The sequence below is a fragment of the Paenibacillus sp. MB22_1 genome, from assembly GCF_047200555.1.
GTDB classification, from domain to species: Bacteria; Bacillota; Bacilli; order Paenibacillales; family Paenibacillaceae; genus Fontibacillus; species Fontibacillus phoenicis.
On record NZ_JBLADV010000002.1, the window covers coordinates 1,596,718 to 1,613,163 of the forward strand.

The window sequence follows — 16,446 nt, forward strand, 5'->3', positions numbered from 1 at the left end:
AGCCCAGTCCGTATCAAGACTGGGCTTTTTTCCTGTCTCCCCCTCCTCAACCAGACCTGTTTAACCTTGTGCGACCGCTGTATAGTTATCCCTTCTCTGGAGCGTAGACTTTGATATTCTCTAATTTTAGATGCAAAAAAATTTGAATTTCTGTATTGATATTAATTTTTCATGATGCTACAATTACACTTAGTGATAATGATAATTATTATCAATGAATGATAACTTGCGATGTAAGGAAGTAAATTCATGCAGGATGGAACAAGGTACATACGGATTTAGTTAATCATTCTATTTATATAATTTTTATTTAAAGGAGAGGTCATACAAATGAAAAGATTCATAACGAGCATCTTGATGGTCATCTTGGTATTGGCGTTAGCCGCATGTTCCTCTAATACAAACACTGCGGGGGAAAGCAATACGAAAGCAAATAACAGCAACGCTTCCACTGCAACCGAAACGTCCGCTGAATCGACGGAAGCAGCAAAACCAACGACCGTTGAGTTTACAGATAGCCATGGTACGGTAACGGTTCCGGTTAATCCGAAGAGCGTCGTTGCTTTGGATAACAGAACGTTTGAAACCCTTGCGGATTGGGGGGTTAAGCTCGCGGCTGCACCTAAAGGGGTAATGCCTAAAGATTCCCCTTATGTTGCCGACGAATCGGTACAAGATATCGGTAACCACAGAGAGCCTAACCTGGAAGTCATCGCTGCGGTTAACCCAGATCTGGTGATTGTAGGTCAACGTTTCTCCGGCTACTACGAAGATATTAAGAAGCTTGTTCCGAATGCAGCCGTCATTGATGTAAACGTTGATGTATCCGGTGAAAATGGCACGCCAGGTGACAATCTGGTCAACGGCTTCAAAGAGATTACAACGAAGTTTGGTGAAATCTTCGATAAGAATGAAGAAGCAGCTCAACTGGTAGCCGAATTCGATCAAGCGCTGGCTGACGCGAAAGCAGCTTACAATGGAACAGACAAAGTCATGAGCGTCATTGTTTCTGGTGGTAACATTGGTTTCGCTGCTCCATCTACTGGCCGCGTATGGGGTCCGCTGTACGATATCTTCGGCTGGGTTCCAGCACTGGAGGTAGAGAACGCAACTACTGACCACCAAGGGGATGAAGTTTCTGTAGAAGCTATTGCGCAAAGCAATCCGGATTGGATGTTCGTACTTGATCGCGACGCTGCAACTTCCAGCGGAGAAGAGAGTGTTCCTGCTCAAGACGTAATTAACAACGCTCCGGCACTTCAAAATACAACAGCCGTATCTAAAGGACAAGTTTTGTATGCTCCTACGGACACCTACACAAATGAATCGATTCAAACGTTCATTGAAATCTTCCAAGAAATTGCGCAAACTCTAAAGAAGTAAAATAAAGGAGTACATGATTGTGCCCGAGAATGTTATCGCTGAGGTTGAGACTACTTCTCAACCTCAGCTTTCTAAGCGTAAAAAGATATGGACATTTCCCTTCATACTTGCCATCCTCGGCGTTATTATTCTAGGTATCATCTCTCTGTTTACGGGGGTGTATGATATCTTTGGACAAGAAGACGGCTGGGATATGTTCTTCATCACTCGGATTCCAAGAACGGTGGCCTTAATGCTTACCGGGGCGGCGATGGCCATGACAGGGCTGATCATGCAGCTGATGACACAGAACAAAATGGTCGAGCCGACCACCATCGGAACAACGGAGTGGGCGGGTTTAGGTCTGCTTACGGTCTACTTGCTAATCCCCAGCCCTTCATTAGTAGTACGGATGACGGGTGCAATTATATTTTCATTCGTTGGAACGATGGTTTTCTTCTTCTTCCTAAGGAGTGTAAGACTTCGCTCTTCTCTGATCGTTCCGATCATTGGATTAATGCTTGGTGCCGTCATCTCGGCATTGTCCACTTTCTTGTCGCTCTTCTTTAACATGTCTCAAGTGATCGAAGGCTGGTTCATCGGTTCTTTCGCTCCAGTTCAAGCCGGAAGATATGAATATTTGTGGATTATTATCATTGTCACGTTCTTCATTTTTCTGTATGCCAATCGTCTAACGCTAGCTGGATTGGGAGAAGACGTAGCCACTGCTTTAGGTGTCAATTACAAACGACTTATTCTATTGGCGAATTTACTCATTGCAGTTGCCGTAGGGATTGTCGCCTCGGTCATCGGCAATCTTCCTTTCTTAGGATTAATTGTCCCTAACATCATATCCATGGTTCGCGGAGACGATCTTCGCAGCAATCTCCCTTGGGTATGTGTCATGGGGATGGGGACGATCATGCTGTGTGATATCGTATCCAGGGTTATCATTATGCCGTTCGAAGTGCCCGTCTCCTTAATTCTAGGTACCGTAGGAGCGGTCGTTTTCATCCTAATTTTGCTAAGACAACGAAAAAGCAGGAGGCTGTGATGAAGACATTAACAGTGGATTCTCAACTCAGCACAAACAGCGAATTAAACGCCAGCCCTCGTGCTAGATCTGCCAGCGCTTTTCGAACCAAGAAAGAAGCGAAACGCTACTGGATTTTATTAGTGTTGTTCATTGGTGTGGGTTTGCTTGCTGCACTTGGGTTGTTGCTTTATAACAATCCAGTACCGGTGGACTCTCCCTCTTTCGTTCCTGTTGTAAAGAGACGGCTCGTGGCCATTGTCGCTATGTTCATTGCTGCATTATGTCACAGCTTCTCAACCGTCGCGTTTCAGTCTGTAACGAATAACCGGATGATTACCCCTTCTCTGCTGGGTTACGAATCCCTTTATTCAGCGATCCAGACCGGTACGTTGTTCTTCTTCGGAGCGGGTGCGCTCGTCAGCTTCACGGGGCAGGGCGCCTTCTTCCTTCAGGTTTCGCTGATGGTTCTGTTGAGCTTAACCTTGTATGGATGGCTGCTGTCCGGGAAGTATGGCAATTTGCAGCTGATGCTTCTCATCGGCATCATTATTGGAGCAGGCCTGAATTCCGTTTCGGGCTTTATGAGACGAATGCTTGCCCCATCGGAGTTTGACCTGCTGCAGTCCAGGCTTATTGGCTCGGTCAATAATGCGGATTCTGAATATTTTCCTATCGTGATTCCGCTTGTTATCCTTACTGCCTTAGGTCTATTCTTCTTTTCTAGAAAGTTAAATGTCCTGGCGCTAGGAAAAGATGTGGCAACGACCTTCGGCTTGAATTATCAGGCGGGCATCATCTTTACGCTTGTCTTAGTCGCTGTCTTAATGGCTATTTCTACTTCATTGCTTGGTCCGCTGACCTTTTTTGGTTTTTTAGTGGCGATGCTGAGCTACCAAGCCGCACCAACGTATGATCACAGATACGTCTTTCCAATGGCTTTTGCCATCGGTTTTTGTATTTTAACGTCTGCTTATTTCTTGTTGTATCACGTCTTTCATGCACAAACCGTCGTAGGTGTCATTATTGAGTTATTTGGTGGACTTGCGTTTCTTATTGTAATCTTAAGGAAGAGGTCGCTATGATAAGTATTCAGAACGCTAGGAAATGGTACGGGGATGAAGTCAAAATCGGGCCCTTAAACATCGAAATTCCCAAAGCCGGGGTAACCTCCTTAATTGGCCCGAACGGTGCTGGAAAATCGACGACGCTTCTCATGATCGGCAGATTGCTGAACATGGATGAGGGTCAAGTTACCGTCGCCAATATGAACGTGACAACATCGAAATCCGATGATCTAGCAAAGATCCTCACGATCTTGCGCCAAGAGAATCATTTCGTTACTAGACTTACCGTCAGACAGCTCGTGGGGTTCGGTAGATTTCCCTATTCCAAGGGAAGATTAACCAAGGAAGATGAAGTCATCATTTCGAAGTATATTGATTTTCTTAAACTGACGGACCTCGAGCATCGGTTTTTGGATGAGCTTTCAGGCGGGCAGAGACAAAGAGCCTATGTAGCCATGGTGCTCTGCCAGGAAACCGAGTACGTGCTGTTAGATGAACCGCTCAACAACTTGGACATTGCCCGTTCGGTACAGATGATGGAGCATCTGAAGATCGCCGCGAATGAGTTTGGCCGAACCATTCTTACCGTCATGCATGACATCAACTTCGCCGCCAAGTATTCCGATCGCATCTGCGCGATGAAGAATGGACAAATTGCCGCATTCGGAACGGTTCAAGAGATTATGAAGCCTGAAATTTTGTCGGACATTTTCGAAACGAAAATTGAAATTATCGAAGGACCTTATGGTCCGATCGCAGTTTATTAGGTGAGCGGGAGATCAGTTAAGAGCATAAAGCTGTACGAGGCGAGTTTCAGGTTGTCCTGGGCTCGCCTTTTTGGTGTCTTTTGAACCAAGGAGAGCCCCTTGATTGAGCTAAATTGGCATTGATTGAATCATTGCAGAAGGCGATTGATTATATGGAAGCTCACGTTCTTGATCCTGACCGATATCACGGTTGGTGATTATATTCGGCGGCGTCGGTTAACGCTGGCGGCACAAGAATTAATCAGCACAGACAGCATGGTGTTACTCCGAGTGAAGCCCGAAAAGGGATCGGAAAACTACGAACCAGGGACCTGTCCCAACCGCATTTGTAAATACCTACAGACAAATTTATTCGGAATGGCTGCCTTCAAATGGGTATGTGCCTGCTGAACTCCCGACTATTGAGGCTTATATCAGTCAAGATCTCTATAGTCCGAATTCCAAGAATGAAATCTGGCCTACCGTAAAGTGAAATTGTATTATCAGAAGGCTTGATTCAGATTCAACGGAGAATCAAGTACATTGGACGAGGCTGATCTGCAGCCTTGAGCCCTATAAAAGTGATCACATGACACTGTCATCCCAATCTCCTGACAACTGTGAATTCCGCCGCCCCGGTGTTCAAAGGTAGAATGAAGCTACCAAGAGAAACGAAAGGACGGGAAAGGGATGGAGAATCACGGCGGGAGAATACGCTTGCTCGATATTCTGAGAGGGTTCGCGGTGTTGGGGACGCTGGGGACGAATGTCTGGATTTTCGCGCATTTGGGAGACGTTAATTATGTCTTTACTTTTTATCATGCGGCGTGGTGGTCGTCGCTTCAGGACTTCGTGCGAGTCTTCGTGTTGTTCTTGGTCAACGGCAAGCTGCTGGGCTTGTTGACGATCATGTTTGGCGTTGGGTTGGAGATGAAGTATCGCCAGGCCTTGAAGCGGGGGAACGCCTGGCCGGGAATGTACCTTTGGACGTCGTTTATCCTGATGGCGGAAGGGTTGCTGCATTTTACACTGGTGATGGAGTATGACATTCTGATGAGCTACGGGATCACGGCGATCATTGCCGCTTTTATCGTCAAAGGCGGGGATCGGGCGATTCGGCGGGCGATGTGGATCTTTGGCGGGGGGCATGGAGGAATCATGCTGCTGATCCTGGGCTTCGGGATCTATCTCGGACTCTCCGGGGCGCATATCTCCATGGGAGATATGCGTGCGACGACAGCGTTATATGGCGGCGGCAGCTGGGTTCAACAGGTACAGGATCGCCTGGCGAATTTCGTGGCGCTCCGTTTGGAAGCCGTGTTCGTAATTCCCATGAATTTGTTTCTGTTCTTGCTGGGCATTCGGATGATGCGGTCCGGGGTGTTTGCCCCCGATGAGCAGGGGCGGCGGCACCGAGGAAAGCTGTTGAAGCTGGGCTTGGCGATCGGGGTTCCGCTGAATTTGCTGATTTTTATCCCGGGCGGGTATCTGGATTTCCCTGTACGGTACTTATTTGCACCGATCCTCTCGCTGGGGTATCTTGCACTCATCGCGAAGCTGTTTGAACGATACGAAGGGCTGTGGCTGTGGAATCGGCTGGAGCAGGTGGGGCGGATGTCCCTGAGCTGCTATGTCTTGCAAAATATCACCGCTTCCCTTATTTTTTATGGATGGGGTCTTGGCCTGGGAGGCAAGGTGGACGCATTTACCACGGTTCTCATCTGGCTGGCCATCTCCAGTTTCCAAATCGTATTTGCCTCGCTGTGGTCCAAGCGGTTCCGATTCGGGCCGCTGGAAGCGACGAGAAGGTGGATGACGAACCTCGCGGGCAAGCTGGCCGCTTGAGGATCAAGCATAAGGTGAGGATGCCCATTGTTACGGAAGCTGTATCCTGCGGACCAAATCGAGAAGTTTTTACTGCTGGACGTTATTATCATTGTATTTCTAATCTACCGGGTGCTGGTGCTGGACGTTCCCTATCCGATCCTCGTCAAAATAGGGTTTCTTCTCCTGTTCCTAGCCTCATACTATATTTGCCTATGGCAACGTCGGTGGCTGATGCTCCTGGGCAGCTGCGTTGGCTTCCTGTTGATTCTCGCGCTGAGCATCTATGAAGGGATGGGGGCTTTGCTGTATGGCTTCGTGTTTGCGGATTTTTTGGGAAGGGCGGATCGCAAGCGGGTCATCGGCATTGGTATGGTCGGCATTGCCGCGATGTTCATTCTGGCCGGTTGGATCCATGAAGGGGAGCCGGCGGGAGTCTTTCGGACGGTTTATTTTCCGGTGATGATTATTCAACTGGCGGTCCCTCCCATCCTTCAGGTTCGAGAGGGAAATAAGGCGCTGAAGGAGAAGCTCAATCTCGCGAATGCTCAGCTGGAACGATATATTCAAGAGGAGGAGCGAAACCGGATCGCCCGGGATCTTCATGACACGTTGGGGCAAACCTTGACGATGATTAAGATGAAAAGCGAGCTGACCATCCGGTTAGTGGATCAACACCCTGATCAAGCCAAGGAGGAGCTGCGAGATATCGTGAACACCTCCAGACACGCTTTAAAGCAGGTGCGGGAGCTGGTGACCGGAATGAAGTATGTTCCGCTGGAGAAGGAGATCGAGCTGGCGGGGGATCTTTTGCAAAAGGTAGGGATTCGGTTGCTTGTTTCAAATGAGACGCCGTTAACCCCTCTATCCCCGGTGGCGGAAACGATGCTAGCGTTATCCGTCCGAGAGGCGGTCACGAACATCATCAAGCATAGCGGGGCTAGCGAATGCATGATCACCCGATACGAGCGGGATCAGCGACTTTATCTTGAAGTGAGCGATAACGGGAATGGTCAGCTGGAGCCGGGAAAAGGTAACGGCGTGCAGTCATTCCAGGAGCGCATGGCGATGCTGCAAGGTGAAGTTGAAATGAAGCAGCGCCCGGAGCAAGGGATATCCATTACGTTTATTGTACCGCTCATGGGAAATAGGGGGTGAAGACGGATGATCCGAATTGTCATTGCCGAGGATCAACAAATGCTGCGCGGGGCTTTTAAATCGCTGTTGTCTTTTGAAGAGGATATCGAGGTTGTCGCCGAAGCGGAGGACGGAGAAGCCGCATGGGAGGCGATTGTGCGCCTGGAGCCTGACGTGTGCTTGCTGGATATTGAAATTCCGGTGCTGACGGGGTTGGAGGTTGCCGAGCGGCTTAAACGGTCCGGAAATCCGGGGAAAGTGATAATCGTGACCACCTTTGCCCGTCCGGGGTATTTACAGAAAGCGATGGATCTCAAGTTAGAGGGGTATCTGTTAAAAGATGAACCGATCGAGTTTCTGATCGATGCCATCCGGAGAGTCATGGCCGGAGAACGCGTGATCAGCAAGGACCTGGCGGAGGTACTGTTTCTGAAAGAGGACAATCCGCTGACCGAGCGGGAGACCGAGGTGCTGCGGTTATCGCACGCGGGACGTTCAACCCGGGAGATTGCGGAAACGTTGTTTTTGACGGAGGGAACGGTCCGAAACTACTTGTCCCTGGCGATTCAAAAGCTCGGGGTGGAGACCCGGCAGCAGGCCACTGAGCGGGCGAAGGAGCGAGGCTGGATTTAGACGAAGGTTGGGTACTTTCGGCAAAGTCCCGGTTTAATATATAGCTGAACCATTGGGATAGGGTGTGACTCATATCTATTTCCCTCGATGACCCGAACTCGCTTTCCTAGAAAACGAAGCTTTGAAAGCAAATACTCCAACTCGTCACTAGGCAAGCTAACCTTGATTCGGTAGGTGTCGTGCAATTCATCGTACTCTACTTTTTTCTCAAAGCTAGAGAAAGCATAAAGGATGCGGGACAATTCTTCGTTGTAGTTAGGGATAATTTCAATGACGGCTTCAGTCCTGCGGTTATCCAGTGTTTCCTCGATCTTCTTCCGGATCATCTCCACTTCTGCCGGCTCGATAGGTTCTTGCGTAACAGCGTGGATCTTCTTCAGCCGGGTGCTCATCACAGATTGATGCCTGATGTTATACCAGATCAGATACCATTCTCTCTTGACCATGGAATATTCCAGTTTATAAGGGAACCCCGAATAGTCGGTGTACACGCGTTCACCCTTGACTTCGTAAGTGATCCGGAAGCCCGATTGATTCATGATGAGTCGGCGTAGCAGCCGCAGGAGGGGGTGGTAGACCTGTTTTTCCTTGGCGCGGGCTTTTTCAATCAAATGATCGTCAATATCCATCACGGGATCCGGCTCTAGAACGGATCGCAGCTTGGTTAATGTAGCCGCAGTGAAGGCATCCGTTGCCGCGGGGTGATTGAGCATCGTCTTCAGCCATGCCCGTTCATGAGAAGTCACCGTGAACGTTCCTGAGTCCTCCAGCCGGGAGATGATCTGGTGGTTAAAGTTTTTCTCAAACAGATTCATAGTAAGACAGGATCTCCTTCCATTCGGCAATCATTTCACGGCGAAGCGAAGCAGGTTCTATGACCTCACAGCTGGACCCGAAGCTTCGCAGCCACGGTTTGATTTCGGTTGTTCCGTTTACCGTAATTTCGTAAATAAAGGAATTCTCATCTTCAAACACGATTTGTCCCCACTGGCCTTGCAGCAGGACCCGTTCTTTCACGAAATTCGGTACTGAACCCTCCGGGTTATAAAATCGGGCACGTACTCTTACAGTTTGGCCTGTATCTATGAGTGGATCCGTATCGGTCATGGTGAAGCCGATTGATAGGAGACAGCAGCAAATGGATCTCCTTGGCCAAGAACTCATGACGGAAGACAAGGTCACACTGCGTCTAAACTTCGTTTGCCAATATCGAATTGTGAACCCTTTACGTAGCTTGGAGATAAAGTCGTTTGACGAGCAAATCTACATCCAGCTCCAGCTCATGCTGAGAGAATATGTAGGGACGCTTAGATTAGATGATCTCTTGAAACGGAAAGAGGATGTGGCAACATTCGTCCTGTCTCGGCTGCGCGAGAAGGGGGAAGAGTTCGGCGTTCAGTTCCTGAGTGCGGGGGTAAAGGATGTGATTTTACCAGGAGAAATGAAAGAGATTCTAAACACCGTCCTGTTGGCGGAGAAAAAAGCGCAAGCGAATCTGATCACCCGCCGGGAAGAGACAGCCTCGACCCGAAGCTTGCTTAACACCGCGAAGCTGATGGATGAGAATCAAACGTCGTACCGTCTGAAAGAGCTGGAATTCCTCGAGAAGATTTGTGAGAAAATCGATTCTTCAAGGGGATGTTCGGTTGAGCCGCAACGACCCTCCATATACAGTTTCAAAAGCGACTCCGACTAAAAAGGTCGCTTTTTTTAGTGTGCCACGCATGGCGATTAACTAGGTGGTGAAAGTCCACTGTGGGGGTTTGTAGTTACCAACCACTAGCCAAGAGCAAGGGTGTCCACCGCGAGGTGGAATCCAAAGGAAGCTGGAGGCAAACTTCCGGCCCAAGGAACACGAACATCATCAGGCATAGGATACGGGATGAGTCTGCTAAACAAGACGAAGTCCAATTAACTACACGGACGTACCAATGTAAATGATGTGGGTATATGGAAGGAAAGTGAATCGTCTTACCGTGGGAGGTCTCATGGACGTGAGGAGATGCACTTCGAATCACGGTTGAAACAAGATTTATCATGAGAAGTCAGCAGACGCCATAGTACCGCGAACAGTCGACGGTTCGAGGGAAGGGCTGAACCTTAGGAGGTGAAGTCAATGAAAGTTACCGAAACAGGAGCCAAGGGCAGCCAACTTCTAACGGAAGACTCTCTGCAAAAGAATAGTGCGGAACACGAAGGATATGCGGGAGTGCACAGTCCTGCGAGGATAACCGAAACCGACGACACCAACGCAACCGAGTCGAAGGACCGGTTGCTTGAGAAAATCGTTAGCAGGGACAACTTGAACGAAGCATTCAAGAGAGTCAAAGCGAACAAGGGATCGCACGGAATCGACGGGATGGGAGTAGATGAACTTCTACAATATCTCAGAGACAACGGCGAGACCATCAAGCAACTGATCTTGGGCGGCAAGTACCGCCCGAATCCCGTTCGAAGGGTAGAGATTCCCAAAGAGAACGGAAAGAAGAGAAACCTTGGCATTCCAACAGTGGTTGACCGAGTCATCCAGCAGGCAATCGCCCAAGTGCTTACGCCAATTTATGAGAGGCAGTTTTCAGACAACAGCTACGGATTCCGACCCAAACGGAGCGCACACCACGCGATGAAACGAAGCCAACAATACGTGCAAGAGGGATATCGTTACGTGGTGGATATGGACTTGGAGAAATACTTTGACACCGTCAACCAAAGCAAGCTCATCGAGGTGCTTTCAAGAACGATCAAAGACGGACGAGTGATCTCGCTCATCCATAAGTATCTCCGGGCGGGAGTCGTCGTGAAGCATAAGTTTGAGGACACGGAAATCGGCGTACCGCAGGGAGGGAACCTAAGTCCGATTCTCAGCAATATCATGCTGAATGAATTGGACAAGGAACTGGAAGCAAGAGGACATCGATTCGTGCGATACGCAGACGATATGCTCATATTCTGCCGGAGCAGGAGGAGTGCGGAGCGTACCCTGACGAAAATTCTCCCTTACATCGAGAAGAAGTTGTTTCTCAAGGTAAACCGGGAGAAAACGATCGTGGACGATGCGACAAAAGTTAAATTTCTTGGCTTCTCATTCTACCAGAGCAAAGGGGAAACGCGGGTCAGAATCCATCCCAAATCCGTATCCAAGATGAAAGCTAAAGTGAAAGAGCTAACGTCGAGAAGCAACGGAATGGGCAACACCGACCGGGCGCTGAAGCTTAGGCGTTACATCATGGGATGGGTAAATTATTTCAAGCTTGCTGACATGAAACAACTACTCCAAACCACTGATAAATGGATGAGAAGGCGTATCCGAATGGTCTTCTGGAAGCAATGGAAACGAGTGAGGACGAAACTCGAAAGGCTTATATCGCTCGGAATTCATGAACAGAAGGCGTGGGAATACGCAAACACAAGAAAGGGCTATTGGAGAATCTCCAATAGCCCAATCCTCTCGAAGTCCCTCGGTAACAATAGGCTGAAGAACCTCGGATTCCTTTTCTTTTCTGATTATTATCGACAAGTTACTGCGCATTCCTAATGGAACCGCCGTATACCGAACGGTACGTACGGTGGTGTGGGAGGTCGGCTGCCCAATTAATGGGTAGCCTCCTACCCGATTTTTTTTGAGAAATCTTCTATCACGTAAAAACTACTGTACTATATGTCATGATAAATATATTATATATAATTAAAACAGAACTATAATATGGGAGGGATCAGCTTGAAGAACACAACCGCCCGTACTGATCGGGATTGGGCATCGTACGTCAATACGAATATCGGCACGTTGTCCTACAAAACGTGGTCCACGTCTCCAACCGTGCAGCTTCCTCATGGGATGATGGAGATCGATCCGGTCACCACGCCGGGCATCGGAGACAAGTATTTGGCGGACAAAATCTTCGGATTTTCCTTCGGACCGGCATCGGTGACGGTTTCCGGCAGCCCTTTGTCCGATCGTCGGGAGGAGCATGCTTCCACCTTCGATCATGATTTGGAGGAGACCCGGCCCTATAAGTATCGCGTCTTCCTGGAGGATCATGAGATCGATGCCGAGATGACGGCCGCTCAGCGCAGCGCTTATTTTCGTTTCCACTCCGCTGGGCCGGTTCATGTCATCATCGACGGCGGCGAGACGATGCAAATTCACAAGCACGATGGCCGCATAATCGAAGGGGAGCGCGTGAATAAAGGATATGTTTGCTATTTTAGCTTAGAAATGAAAGAGGCAACGTCGTCGTTTGGTGTGATCGAAAACAGCCCGAGAATCTATTTAACCTACGAGCCGCAGCAGAAGGAAGAAACGATAGAGTTCAAGGTAGGGATCTCTTACATCAGCTTGGAGCAAGCCCGGAAGAACCGACAGCAGGAGCTGCCGGATTGGGACTTCGAGGCCTCCGTTTCCCGAGCCCGCGACGCTTGGAACCGTGCGCTTTCGGCGATCGAGGTGGAAGGCGGGACGGAGGAAGAGCGGACGATTTTCTACACGGCGATGTACCGTACGCTGCAACGGATGCGGAACATTACGGAAGATGGCCAATATTACAGCGGCTTCGACGGAAAGGTCCACAAGACGGAAGGGCGGGATTTCTACACGCACGACCAGCTTTGGGATACGTATCGCTGTGCCCGACCTCTACAAAGCATTATCGAACCCCGCGTATTTGAAGATATGGTGTACTCGTTGGTCCGAATGTACGAACAAGGCGGGTTGCTGCCGAAATTCCCCCATCCGGGAGGAGATCATGCAGTGATGATCGGCCATCATGCCGCTTCGCTGATTGCCGATGCCTGTGCGAAAGGGCTGGATGATATCCATGTCGAGAAGGCTTTTGAAGGAATGCTGAAGGATGCGACGGAAATGTCCTTGATTCCCTGGCGGACGGTGCCAGCAACGGAATTGGATCGGGTGTACTACGAACAAGGCTGGTTTCCGGCCCTCCCTGTAAGGGAAGACGCGAAGGTAGCAGATCCGGACGAGTGGAGAAAAAAGCTCTGGGACCTCGTTATGGAGAAGATGCCCAATCAAATCACCTGGGTCCCTGAGGTTGGCGTTGACGAATGGGTGCCCGAGGTGGATCCTTGGCATCGCCGGCAATCCGTGTCCGTTACACTGGAGCGAGCTTATGACGATTGGTGCGTCGCCCAAGTGGCCCGTAAGCTGGGGAGGGACGAGGAAGCCGAGTTTTTCCTTCAACGCGCGGGCAACTACCGCCATCTGTTCCGCCCTGACCTCGGGCTGATGGCGCCCAAGACAGCGGAAGGGGAATGGGTTGAACCGTTTGATCCGAAGCTGTCCGGCGGGTTTGCCGGGGAGGGGTATTTTGCCGAAGTGAACAGTTGGATCTATACCTTCCATGTACAGCACGATGTGGAGGGGTTAATCCGGCTGATGGGCGGGAGAGAGGCTTTCGTGCAGAAGCTCGACGCATTGTTTACGGAGCAATACACGATGGAGAAGCCGTGGTTTCTCGGGCAATTCCCCGATATGTCGGGACTGATCGGCATGTATGCCCATGGCAATGAACCTAGCTTTCATATCCCGTACCTGTACAATTATGCGGGAGCTCCTTGGAAAACCCAGCGGCGCGTACGCGACATCCAACACCTGATGTATAACGACGGACCGGCAGGCCTGTGCGGAGACGATGACATTGGTTCGCTGTCGTCCTGGTATGTTTTCAGTGCGATGGGCTTCTATCCGGTGTGCCCGGGACGGCCTGTCTATGATATCGGCAGCCCGATCTTCGAGAAGACGACTCTGCATGTCGGGGAAGGCCGGACGTTTGTCATTGAAGCGCGTAATGTCTCAAAAGCGAACAAGTACATCCAATCCGCCGTTTTGAACGGGCAGCCGTATTCACGGCCTTTGCTCAGCCATCAGGATCTGATGAGCGGAGGGCGACTTGTGCTGGAGATGGGGCCGCGACCCAACAAGGCATGGGGAAGCTCGCCAGAGGATGCGCCGTCTTCGATGACTTCTTTAGGATCCCTGCCCTGTGAAACGGAGGAATGCGGCATGACCTTAGGCAAGCCCATTTACCATTTTACCCCGCCGGCCAATTGGATGAATGATCCGAACGGACTGATCTATCACGAGGGTGAATATCATTTGTTCTATCAATACAACCCGTATGGGGATCGGTGGGGAACCATTCACTGGGGGCACGCGGTGAGTACGGATCTGGTGCATTGGCAGCATCTGCCGATCGCGCTGGCGCCGTCCGCCGAGCTTGGCGAAGTGCACTGCTACTCCGGCTGTGCGGTGATTGATGACCAGGGCGTGCCAACCCTGTTCTACACCAGCATTGGTGAGGGCGAACGAAATGCCGAGACCGGCGCGGAGCAATGGATGGCCACCAGCCCGGATGGACTGCGGACGTGGGTGAAGTCCGACGCGAATCCGGTGCTGACCCAGGAGATGCATGGAGAGGATTTGGCGGTGCGGGATTGGCGGGACCCGTATGTGTGGAAAGAGGGGAACCGGTGGCTGATGGTACTGGGAGGGAGCCTGCAAGGCAAAGGCTGTGCGTTACTGTACGAATCGGCGAACTTACAGGATTGGACGTTTCGGCATCTCCTTCATACGGGGGAGGAAAGCCTTTGGGAATGCCCAAACGCCTTCCGCCTGCAAGACAAAGCGGTTCTGATTTACTCGCCTAGCGACAAGGTGAAATATCTTGTAGGTTCCATGGGAGACGATCTGCGATTTGTGAAGGAACAGGAGGGCTTCGTAGACCATGGCGGCTGGGAAGGGTATTATGCACCGCAATCGATGTTGGCGCCGGACGGCCGTCGCATCCTGTGGGGCTGGCTCCCCGACAACGCCCGCGGGGAGATGAAGGAAATCCAGGGATGGTCGGGGGTGCAGTCGATCCCAAGAACCGTGGAGCTCCATCCAGACACGAACACCCTGATTTTTAAGCCGGTCGTGGAGCTTCAGGTGTTGAGAGAAACCCCCTACGAACTGCCGAAGACGGTCTGGTCGCCGGGCCACCATGAGCTAGGGATCCAAGGAAAAGCTGCCGAGATTATCGCTGAGTTTGAGCTAACCGGTTCGGAGACGTCGTTTGGATTCGAGGTCTTCCGTTCCCCGGACGGGGAGGAACAAACCACCCTTAAGTTCGACGTTTCCGGGGGACAGATCGTATTGGATCGCTCTCGATCGAGCCAAGCGGCGGGCGTCCACTCCTGGGAGCTCGTGGCCCCTTACGAAATGCAGCAACATAAACAGCTCCGAGTTCACCTGTTCCTCGACCACTCCATTGTGGAAGTGTTCGTGAATGACGAGCTTTGCTTGACGGGCCGAGTGTACCCTCTTCGGGAGGACAGCGACTCGATCCGACTGTTTATCCAAGGGTCAAGCGTTACGATGAAGTCCCTTTTCGCATGGAATTTACGTAGCATTTGGTGAAGTCGGTTCAGCAAAAGAATTGAGAGCGGTTTCAGCTGAATTCTGAGTTTGATTCTACTAAGAAGAAGAGAAAGGGGTTGAATAGGATGAACCTATTTACCTATTTAGATGAAAGTTGGCGAATCCAGCGCATCGAACAAGTGCATATGAAGGGGGAACGCCGCCGGTTGGCTGGCTGCAATGCACGGCTAGGGGTACACGGCAAAGAAGTAAGCTTTCCTTTAGTTCGCATCACCATCGGGGGCATATCCGGCTTCGGCTGGTCAAGGATTACCCGTGAACAGGCAGCCTCTCTTATTGGGACTCCGGTCAGAGAGATTTTCTCCGAGGAGCAGTGGATTCAAGACCGCTTTCTACATCTGCAATTCCCGCTCTTCGATTGGTTGGGCAAGGTCAGAAATCAACCCGTTTATGAACTATTAACAGGCAAAAAGGCTGCATCTCCGTTGGAGGTGCCCTGTTACGATACGTCCTTATATTTTGACGATTTGCATTTGAGCTCCGAGAGCGATGCGGTACGTCTGCTGCAAGAAGAAGCGATGCAAGGTTACAATGAAGGCTTCCGCGCTTTCAAAATTAAGGTAGGACGCGGAGCGATGCATATGGATTTAGTGGACGGAACCAAACGCGACATCGCGATTGTTAACGGGATCCGGGAGGCAGTCGGCCCCGAATGCAAGCTCATGATTGACGCCAATAATGGCTACAACTTGAACTTGACCAAGCATGTGCTAAAAGAGACGGCATCGTCCAATTTGTCGTGGATTGAAGAGGCGTTTCATGAGGACGATTGTCTGTATCGCAACCTGAAGGAATGGATGAGCGAACAGAAGCTGAATGTGCTCATTACGGATGGCGAAGGTCACGCTGCAAAGCCCATCGTGGAATGGGCCGAGCAAGGGTTGATTGACGCGATTCAGTATGACTTACTGGATTACGGCATTGTGAATTGGATGAAGCTCGGGGAGCGGCTGGCCCGAAGCGGGGTTCACGCTGCACCGCACCATTACGGCGTATTCTATGGCAATTTTGCTTCCGCTCAGGCTTACCCTGCGATTCCAGGGTTTATGTCTGTCGAGTGGGATGAGACCCATATCCCCGGCATCGATACGTCGGGTTACTCGATTCACGACGGCATCGTAGCCCTTCCCTCGACCCCAGGGTTTGGTTTACACCTTGACGATACCTATTATGAGGGGGAAGTTCGGGAAAGCGGCTGGACGGTATAAGCTC

Annotated in this window: 12 protein-coding genes and 2 pseudogenes; 12 read left to right on the forward strand and 2 right to left on the reverse strand. The window is 50.5% G+C overall.

What is annotated here, in order from left to right; all coding sequences use genetic code 11:
* Positions 1-330: 330 nt before the first annotated feature.
* The 8 genes from ACL02P_RS19310 (at position 331) to ACL02P_RS19345 (ending at position 7,802) form a co-directional block, all read left to right on the forward strand.
* Positions 331-1,383 (forward strand): siderophore ABC transporter substrate-binding protein, encoded by a 1,053-nt coding sequence (locus ACL02P_RS19310; protein ID WP_260071194.1) that lies wholly within the window; start codon positions 331-333, stop codon positions 1,381-1,383.
* A 13-nt stretch (positions 1,384-1,396) separates the two neighbouring features.
* Complete coding sequence (locus ACL02P_RS19315) at positions 1,397-2,416, forward strand: ABC transporter permease (RefSeq protein ID WP_009224926.1); 1,020 nt, start codon at positions 1,397-1,399, stop codon at positions 2,414-2,416.
* A complete protein-coding gene (locus ACL02P_RS19320) occupies positions 2,416-3,480 on the forward strand; it encodes an iron chelate uptake ABC transporter family permease subunit (RefSeq protein ID WP_339301033.1) in 1,065 nt (354 codons plus the stop codon). Before ACL02P_RS19315 ends, ACL02P_RS19320 begins: the two co-directional genes overlap by 1 nt.
* The gene (locus ACL02P_RS19325; RefSeq protein WP_028538461.1) at positions 3,477-4,229 is read left to right on the forward strand and encodes an ABC transporter ATP-binding protein; all 753 of its coding nucleotides are present in this window, start codon (positions 3,477-3,479) and stop codon (positions 4,227-4,229) included. The genes ACL02P_RS19320 and ACL02P_RS19325 overlap by 4 nt, the downstream gene beginning before the upstream one ends.
* Positions 4,230-4,575: 346 nt before the next feature.
* Positions 4,576-4,701, forward strand: a complete 126-nt coding sequence (locus ACL02P_RS19330) for a hypothetical protein (protein WP_232282279.1) — start codon at positions 4,576-4,578, stop codon at positions 4,699-4,701.
* A 197-nt stretch (positions 4,702-4,898) separates the two neighbouring features.
* Positions 4,899-6,053: a DUF418 domain-containing protein gene (locus tag ACL02P_RS19335; RefSeq protein WP_412837887.1), complete on the forward strand. Its 1,155-nt coding sequence runs from the start codon at positions 4,899-4,901 to the stop codon at positions 6,051-6,053.
* 27 nt (positions 6,054-6,080) lie between these two features.
* Positions 6,081-7,190, forward strand: coding sequence for a sensor histidine kinase (locus tag ACL02P_RS19340; protein WP_009224922.1), 1,110 nt, complete (start codon positions 6,081-6,083; stop codon positions 7,188-7,190).
* A 6-nt stretch (positions 7,191-7,196) separates the two neighbouring features.
* Positions 7,197-7,802: a response regulator gene (locus ACL02P_RS19345; RefSeq protein ID WP_412837888.1), complete on the forward strand. Its 606-nt coding sequence runs from the start codon at positions 7,197-7,199 to the stop codon at positions 7,800-7,802.
* Here ACL02P_RS19345 and ACL02P_RS19350 read toward each other — a convergent pair.
* Positions 7,799-8,617, reverse strand: coding sequence for a WYL domain-containing protein (locus tag ACL02P_RS19350; protein ID WP_323078588.1), 819 nt, complete (start codon positions 8,615-8,617; stop codon positions 7,799-7,801). The two genes, ACL02P_RS19345 and ACL02P_RS19350, sit on opposite strands and share 4 nt — an antisense overlap.
* Positions 8,604-8,891, reverse strand: a pseudogene (locus tag ACL02P_RS19355) (WYL domain-containing protein); the annotation flags it as partial. The pseudogene ACL02P_RS19355 and the gene ACL02P_RS19350, both read right to left, overlap by 14 nt.
* Positions 8,892-8,919: 28 nt before the next feature.
* Between ACL02P_RS19355 and ACL02P_RS19360 the strand changes: the two are divergent.
* From ACL02P_RS19360 to ACL02P_RS19375, 4 genes and pseudogenes are all read left to right on the forward strand, one after another.
* Positions 8,920-9,426, forward strand: a pseudogene (locus ACL02P_RS19360) (slipin family protein); the annotation flags it as partial.
* Positions 9,427-9,918: 492 nt separating this feature from the next.
* Positions 9,919-11,337 carry a group II intron reverse transcriptase/maturase gene (ltrA, locus tag ACL02P_RS19365; protein WP_068693838.1) on the forward strand — a complete coding sequence of 473 codons (1,419 nt, stop codon included), beginning with the start codon at positions 9,919-9,921 and terminating at the stop codon, positions 11,335-11,337.
* A gap of 183 nt (positions 11,338-11,520) precedes the next feature.
* On the forward strand, positions 11,521-15,213 hold the full coding sequence (locus tag ACL02P_RS19370) for a GH92 family glycosyl hydrolase (protein WP_412837889.1): 3,693 nt from the start codon (positions 11,521-11,523) through the stop codon (positions 15,211-15,213).
* Positions 15,214-15,299: 86 nt separating this feature from the next.
* Positions 15,300-16,442: an enolase C-terminal domain-like protein gene (locus ACL02P_RS19375; protein WP_085169416.1), complete on the forward strand. Its 1,143-nt coding sequence runs from the start codon at positions 15,300-15,302 to the stop codon at positions 16,440-16,442.
* The last annotated feature ends 4 nt before the right edge of the window (positions 16,443-16,446 follow it).

Bases quoted from the DNA above. Each gene is read 5' to 3' on its own strand.
- ACL02P_RS19310 (WP_260071194.1), top strand. From the start codon at position 331: ATGAAAAGATTCATAACGAGCATCTTGATGGTCATCTTGGTATTGGCG.
- ACL02P_RS19315 (WP_009224926.1), top strand. From the start codon at position 1,397: ATGATTGTGCCCGAGAATGTTATCGCTGAGGTTGAGACTACTTCTCAA.
- ACL02P_RS19320 (WP_339301033.1), top strand. From the start codon at position 2,416: ATGAAGACATTAACAGTGGATTCTCAACTCAGCACAAACAGCGAATTA.
- ACL02P_RS19325 (WP_028538461.1), top strand. From the start codon at position 3,477: ATGATAAGTATTCAGAACGCTAGGAAATGGTACGGGGATGAAGTCAAA.
- ACL02P_RS19335 (WP_412837887.1), top strand. From the start codon at position 4,899: ATGGAGAATCACGGCGGGAGAATACGCTTGCTCGATATTCTGAGAGGG.
- ACL02P_RS19345 (WP_412837888.1), top strand. From the start codon at position 7,197: ATGATCCGAATTGTCATTGCCGAGGATCAACAAATGCTGCGCGGGGCT.
- ACL02P_RS19350 (WP_323078588.1), bottom strand. From the start codon at position 8,617: ATGAATCTGTTTGAGAAAAACTTTAACCACCAGATCATCTCCCGGCTG.
- ltrA (WP_068693838.1), top strand. From the start codon at position 9,919: ATGAAAGTTACCGAAACAGGAGCCAAGGGCAGCCAACTTCTAACGGAA.
- ACL02P_RS19375 (WP_085169416.1), top strand. From the start codon at position 15,300: ATGAACCTATTTACCTATTTAGATGAAAGTTGGCGAATCCAGCGCATC.